4 protein-coding genes and 2 pseudogenes are annotated in these 5271 nt (G+C 60.6%); 1 reads left to right on the top strand and 5 read right to left on the bottom strand.

The window, feature by feature from the left end:
* Positions 1–1579: pseudogene (locus ACFFNA_RS39270) on the bottom strand (hypothetical protein); the annotation flags it as partial.
* A gap of 714 nt (positions 1580–2293) precedes the next feature.
* Between ACFFNA_RS39270 and ACFFNA_RS39265 the strand changes: the two are divergent.
* On the top strand, positions 2294–2935 hold the full coding sequence (locus tag ACFFNA_RS39265; protein ID WP_378925658.1) for a plasmid pRiA4b ORF-3 family protein: 642 nt from the start codon (positions 2294–2296) through the stop codon (positions 2933–2935).
* Positions 2936–3236: 301 nt separating this feature from the next.
* Here the strand turns inward: ACFFNA_RS39265 and ACFFNA_RS39260 are convergent.
* The 4 genes and pseudogenes from ACFFNA_RS39260 to ACFFNA_RS39245 all read right to left on the bottom strand — a co-directional run.
* Positions 3237–3680, bottom strand: a pseudogene (locus tag ACFFNA_RS39260) (CBS domain-containing protein); the annotation flags it as partial.
* Between the two features lie 421 nt (positions 3681–4101).
* Entirely contained in the window at positions 4102–4422 is a 321-nt protein-coding gene (locus tag ACFFNA_RS39255) for a cold-shock protein (protein WP_378925661.1), read from the bottom strand.
* Positions 4371–4679, bottom strand: coding sequence for a hypothetical protein (locus ACFFNA_RS39250; RefSeq protein ID WP_095088717.1), 309 nt, complete (start codon positions 4677–4679; stop codon positions 4371–4373). The genes ACFFNA_RS39255 and ACFFNA_RS39250 overlap by 52 nt, the downstream gene beginning before the upstream one ends.
* 76 nt (positions 4680–4755) lie before the next feature.
* Positions 4756–5271: Ulp1 family isopeptidase (locus ACFFNA_RS39245; protein ID WP_378925656.1), on the bottom strand; the 516-nt coding region annotated here is incomplete at its 5' end.

Raw genomic sequence — 5271 nt, 5'->3', positions numbered from 1 at the left:
GCGCAAAGTGAGCATCGTCGCGCAATTCGGATGGCGTGGGCGCATTCAGATCAACGATTGACTCAAGACCGCCGTAGGTGTCTGAACGGGCCCTGGCAGAGTGCTCTGGCGGAAAGTGAGCATCGTCGCGCCCCGCGACCTCACGGAAGACGTCTGAGGGAGCCATGGCAGTTGATGATGACGGGGGTTCTTGCATCGCCTGGCTCCAGAAGGCCCGAGCTCCCTCGCTCGGGGTAGCGGGCAGCGAGGCGAGCTCCTTCAGCGCGCCGGTCTGCCGAGCTGTCTGCGCGGCTGGCAAAGCCGACTGCTCATGTGATTGCAGCCCCGACCCTTGGTTCGCCTCGACGAGTTTTAAGTAGCTCCGAAGATGCGACAAATCGGGAGCGTGTACTCTGCTTCCAGTCAGTTTGAACGCTTCCACATCGTTCCGCAGCGTTAACTGCTCATTGTTAGAGCCGTTAAGTCGACCAGCTATGCTCCCCCCCCTGCCCGTTTTTTGAAGCCACTCACTCAGCGCACGAAGACGTGTAGCCCGCTTCTGGGCAAACTGCCTCTGCGCCGCAGTCGGGGTCCTAAGATCGTTCAAGGCTTGGCCGAGCGCACCATCAATGAGGGGGCCGTCTTCGGGATAAGGAGCCAGGTGACGGGGCCGCCCAATGCCACGGGGTTCGGATCCGGGCGCTTCGGCTTCTTCACCCCCAGGCAAGAGCCGCGGGAGATTAGCCAGAGCGCATTTAAGGCGATTCTGAGGGTCTCCCCCCAGGCTTCTGTACTCCGAAATTTCATTGTCTAGCGAACCGCCTCGCAACAGAGAAGCTAGAGGGTCCCTATCGTTTGCTTGGAGCCACCGAGCAAACACCCTAAATCTGGAAAGACTGTTTTTGATGTCCCCTTTGGCGGCATTGCGCTGCTCGGCGCCTACCCGGAACCTTGCCAAGAGATCGGCGTCTTCGGCAGGGAGCTCCCCAATTAGCTGGTCTCGTGAAGGAAGGCTCCCGGGGGCAACCTTGTTCAGCTGCGCAACGACAGCAAAGCGGCCACCATCCTTCAGATAGTCCCGCACATCGGCGACAAAAGAAGCATGGCCAGGCGAATCGCGGTCAAACCGGCCGGTTATAGGGCCCCGATTTTCCTGGAACAGCCAGCCGCTTAAATGGTGCAGATCACCTACCAATCTCTTGACAGTCCTCTCGTGCGTCTGCGCTTCGCGGGCTGCTTTCTTGAAGGTGGAAACAAGCTCCTTGTCCTCGGCAAAGGGCCCAAAGCGTTCGCGCTTTGCGCCCACGCGGACCTCTTTATTCACCGCAAACTCCGGTTGCTGTCTACCGCTATTGCGCCATGGACCCGGTCCTTGCGCCGCCTCCGGGCCACTGAACGGGTTATCCCGCAAGCCCGCGCTCTGGATCCCTCCACCGCCCTCCTCAGACGAAGGGGGCTGTAACTGGCTCAGCTGCTGCTCAAAGCTCGCTTGCCGGCTCGAGTCGTCCGCCTGTTGCCCTACCGGCATCTCGGTATTCTGCTGCGCGAAGCCTGATGCAAACGGATTCAACTGCCGAGGATTGAACTGCGAACCATCCATACCGCTCTCCATTTGAAAATGAAATATGGGCTGCTCGCAAGTCTGCGCAGAGAGCCACCAATTCGACCATACATAACGATTCTCACTCCTGAGAGGCTCATTGAGTGCGGTCTGGTAAGCCCTGCAGCAACGATACGCAGCCTAGCTGACTTTGACCTGACGTAGGCGTTCTGTGAATTCGAAGAGAACCCTTGAGGCCTAGGCGCCGGCCGCGACCGGTGCCTCTTTCCCGTGGCCGGCCTCGAAAAGCCTGGCGCTGAAGTTTGTGGGGGACCACCTCTGGGACCCGGCCGGACACGAAACCGATCCCCAGCACGGCATGCCGGTTGAGGTCGCGGCCGCGCTGCGCGAAAGCGAGATGCAGCGGATACCGGACCGCGTGCGCCGTCTATAGTGAAACGACGTCTCGCAAGCCGGGGGACCTTGCATCGGGAGAACGGGTAGGAGGGTCCGTTCGCCTCGCCGAACCTGCGGTCGGTGCTGCGGCTGGGGTCGCCGATAAGCGCGTGCCGCTGGTCGCGTCGGGCGATTTGCGTCGCGGCGCGAACCAGCGACGCCGATGCTCTATTTGCCGGGTACCAGAGGAGATGCGCAATCTGGCCAAGCGTGTCGAATTGCTCTTCACCGCGGTCGGACGCACTTCGACACTGCGTTCGAAAGTGGCGCGACACCGAGGTTGACAATTTTGAGGCAAAACAGTTCCAAGTAACGTACATGCTTTTCCAGGAACCCAATGCGCTACAAATCAGGATCGAGCTCGCCGGCATCGAGCCGGCGGTTTGGCGACGCGTGGTCGTTCCGTGGAACTGGCATCTTGGACAATTGCATCTCGTCATCCAGGCCGCCTTCAACTGGTGGAACTACCACCTGCATGAGTTTCGGGTTGGCGGTTTGTCCTATGGCGATCCCGAACAGCTTGGCGAGATGGAATATGAAGGCGGATCCCGTTCCTTCGATGAAAATGAGGTCCGGCTTCTTGATTTCGAGCACCATCCAGGCCTCTCATTCATCTATCTCTACGACTTCGGCGATCACTGGGAGCATCTAGTCACCATCGAGAAATTCCTCACCCTCGATCCGATTCCGAGGACAGCGGCTTGCATCGACGGCGCCCACGCCAGGCCACCGGAAGATGTCGGCGGCATCGGCGGTTTTGAGAATTTCCTGGCCATCATGGCCGACCGGGAAGATCCCGAGCATCGCGACATGAGGCGGTGGTGCGGTGGCCATTTCGATCCTCAATGGTTCGATCTGACGGTCGCCGACAAGGACGTCAGGAACGCGCTCAAGCCGAACGTCCGGCGACGCCTTCACCAGCCAAAATCCAAACGTAGGGCCGGCGAGCGCGACCGGTAAGTTGAGAAAGCCCGGTCTGCTTGGGAGGAGTTCAGCCCATCGAGCAGCCGACATTTCCGCCTGCTCGACTCGACAATGGGCACGAGCGAGGCTCGCCGCGAACGGGATTGATATGGACGAAAGGTCCCTGGCATAGACCCTCCTGCACAATGTCCTCGGCCTCCGCGGACAAGCTGTATGTCGCCGGAAGCGGGCGGCGGGCAATGTCGCCTAAACAAATATAGGCTCCGGATCGAAACCCGGTCGAACATTGGACAGGCTTGCCGGGAAAGCTTCCCGAACATTTTTTTCGGGGTGGCGACTATTGTAGCGCTGCCGCCAATGGCTTGTCTGCACCTTGCGGCTGGTCTGCAGCCCGCGCGGGCGCGGTTGCAGCCAGCAGGTCGGTCTGCGTGATCAGGCCGAGGATGCGCCTGTCGTCATCGACGATGATGGCGGCGTGGCTGCGACCGTCGGTGAGCACCGGCAGCAGGCTCATCGCGGGTGCGCTTGCCGTAGCGGTCGCCGCCGGCGACGTCACGCTTATTACAGCGTCCGCCGCTCGTGCCAGCTCCCTGAGCCCGCCCGGCGCCGACCAGCCTCGCTTCCAGATCGACGACCGGTAGCGACCGGATGTTGTAATCAAGCAGCAAATACCGCGCCTGGTCACATCGCGCGACATGATGTCCTCGCACAGCAAGGTCCGGTGTGAGCGCACCGTCGCCTGCAACTCGACCTGCCGCAGCAGCCGCTCGAGATCGTCGCGCCGGCAAGGATGGGGACAAAAAGGTGGAAGGCCATGGGATGCCTGAAAACCTCAGACTTGATGTGGAACGCGTCAGTCAGGCGCGATTGCCTGCAATCCCGCCATACCGTTGAATTGGGAATCCAACCGGATCCAAGAACCCGCAGCTTCGGGAAAATAATATTTCGCGATGCCGCCAAACGGATCGGTGCGGTTCGGCTCGGCCGAACCGGTCTTTACAGCAGGTTACGCGGGTTTTCGGATCGGTTTGGCAAGCAACCCGCTTCATGCGGCGGCGGCCGCGGCGAGGCCGCACGCCAAATCGGCCTGGCTAGCGCCCTGGGGCAGATGGAACCATCGGGCTTGTTGTCAGGCAGGCTTGTCGTCACCTTCGCATTTGCGATACGAAATTGTGCATTGCAATATCGGCGGCCCGTCGGTATCATCTTGCTGTCGGCCATCTACTCTCCTCCCAGATGGATGCCGATACTGAATGCGGTGCACCTCCTCCCGCGCCGTATTCGAAAATCGAGCCCGCTGCCACCTCCTCCCGGCAGCGGGCTTTTCTTTTGTATGAAGGTAGTTTCGGCCAAGGCCAACCTATCGCCGCCTGGACCAGGCGAATGCTCCGAACCTCCAGGCCGTTCTTGCCTTGCCCGTATTGGAAAGACACTTTCTGCCCCTCCATCAGCACGCTTAGCCCTGAGCGGATCAGCGCAGTAGCGCGAACGAAGGCGTCCTTTTCACCGTTCTCGGGAGCAATGAAGCCGAAGCCCTTTTCGGGAATAAACCACTTGACCGCTCCGCTCCATAGGTGAGATCGAGGCCAGCTTGCAGGGCGCCAAAGGCGATCTCAGCGTGGTTGTCCGCTTCGATGGTGATAGTGGCGGGATCGACAAGGTCGTTGCCGAGACCATCGTCCGCGACAGGTTCGAGGGCAGGGTGAAGTGTATCCGAAAGCCGCCCGTTCTTCCCCCTTAAAGGCGTTTGCGACAGATCCAGCCGATCTGCGTCGGTCACGTCCTGGTACCGCGGCGGCTATTCTTGTCCGATTCTCTGCCGGCGAGAGCCGCTCCAAACAACTTGATCAGCCCAATCATCGAGTTCGCGAAGGGCCAGCAGACTGGTCTCGCGCAGGCGGCTGAGCCATGAGCCGCTCCTGAAGTGCCCGCCGATCGGCGACGAGATTGTCGAGGTGCAGCGACTCGCGGCGTGGCCGCGGTTCTTGGGCCAACCGTCGAGCCAGCTCCCGCGTGGCATCCAGCACAAAGACGCCGCAATCAAAACTGTTCCGCTGCCGGGCCATGCCCATTGGTTGCAGGCTGCTGGCGCCCAGCCGTTCTGCGAGCTCTGTTGCAATGGTGTGGTGGAGCGGGCGGAAGGAGTCGTAGTGATAGGCGACCGGCCTTTCCCGCGCGCGGCGATCAATGAGCAGCAGCGACCAATGGTCGCCGCGGCGATCAAGATCCGTAGCGCTGGCATCGTTCACTGGCAGAAACAGGAAGTCAGCTGTATCGTTACCATTCCGATCATGGACAATGCGATGGAATGCGCGTAGCGCGTCGCTATCGGCGCCGTGGTTAAGCTGAAAGGCTATCAGAGGATCCACGAA

It is taken from the genome of Mesorhizobium kowhaii, from assembly GCF_042431665.1.
Classification (GTDB): domain Bacteria; phylum Pseudomonadota; class Alphaproteobacteria; order Rhizobiales; family Rhizobiaceae; genus Mesorhizobium; species Mesorhizobium kowhaii.
Note: the sequence above shows the minus strand (reverse complement) of the source record. Positions and strands in the feature narration are given on the sequence as shown.

Coding starts and splice junctions, on each gene's coding strand:
- ACFFNA_RS39265 (WP_378925658.1), top strand. CDS start 2,294: ATGCTTTTCCAGGAACCCAATGCGCTACAAATCAGGATCGAGCTCGCC.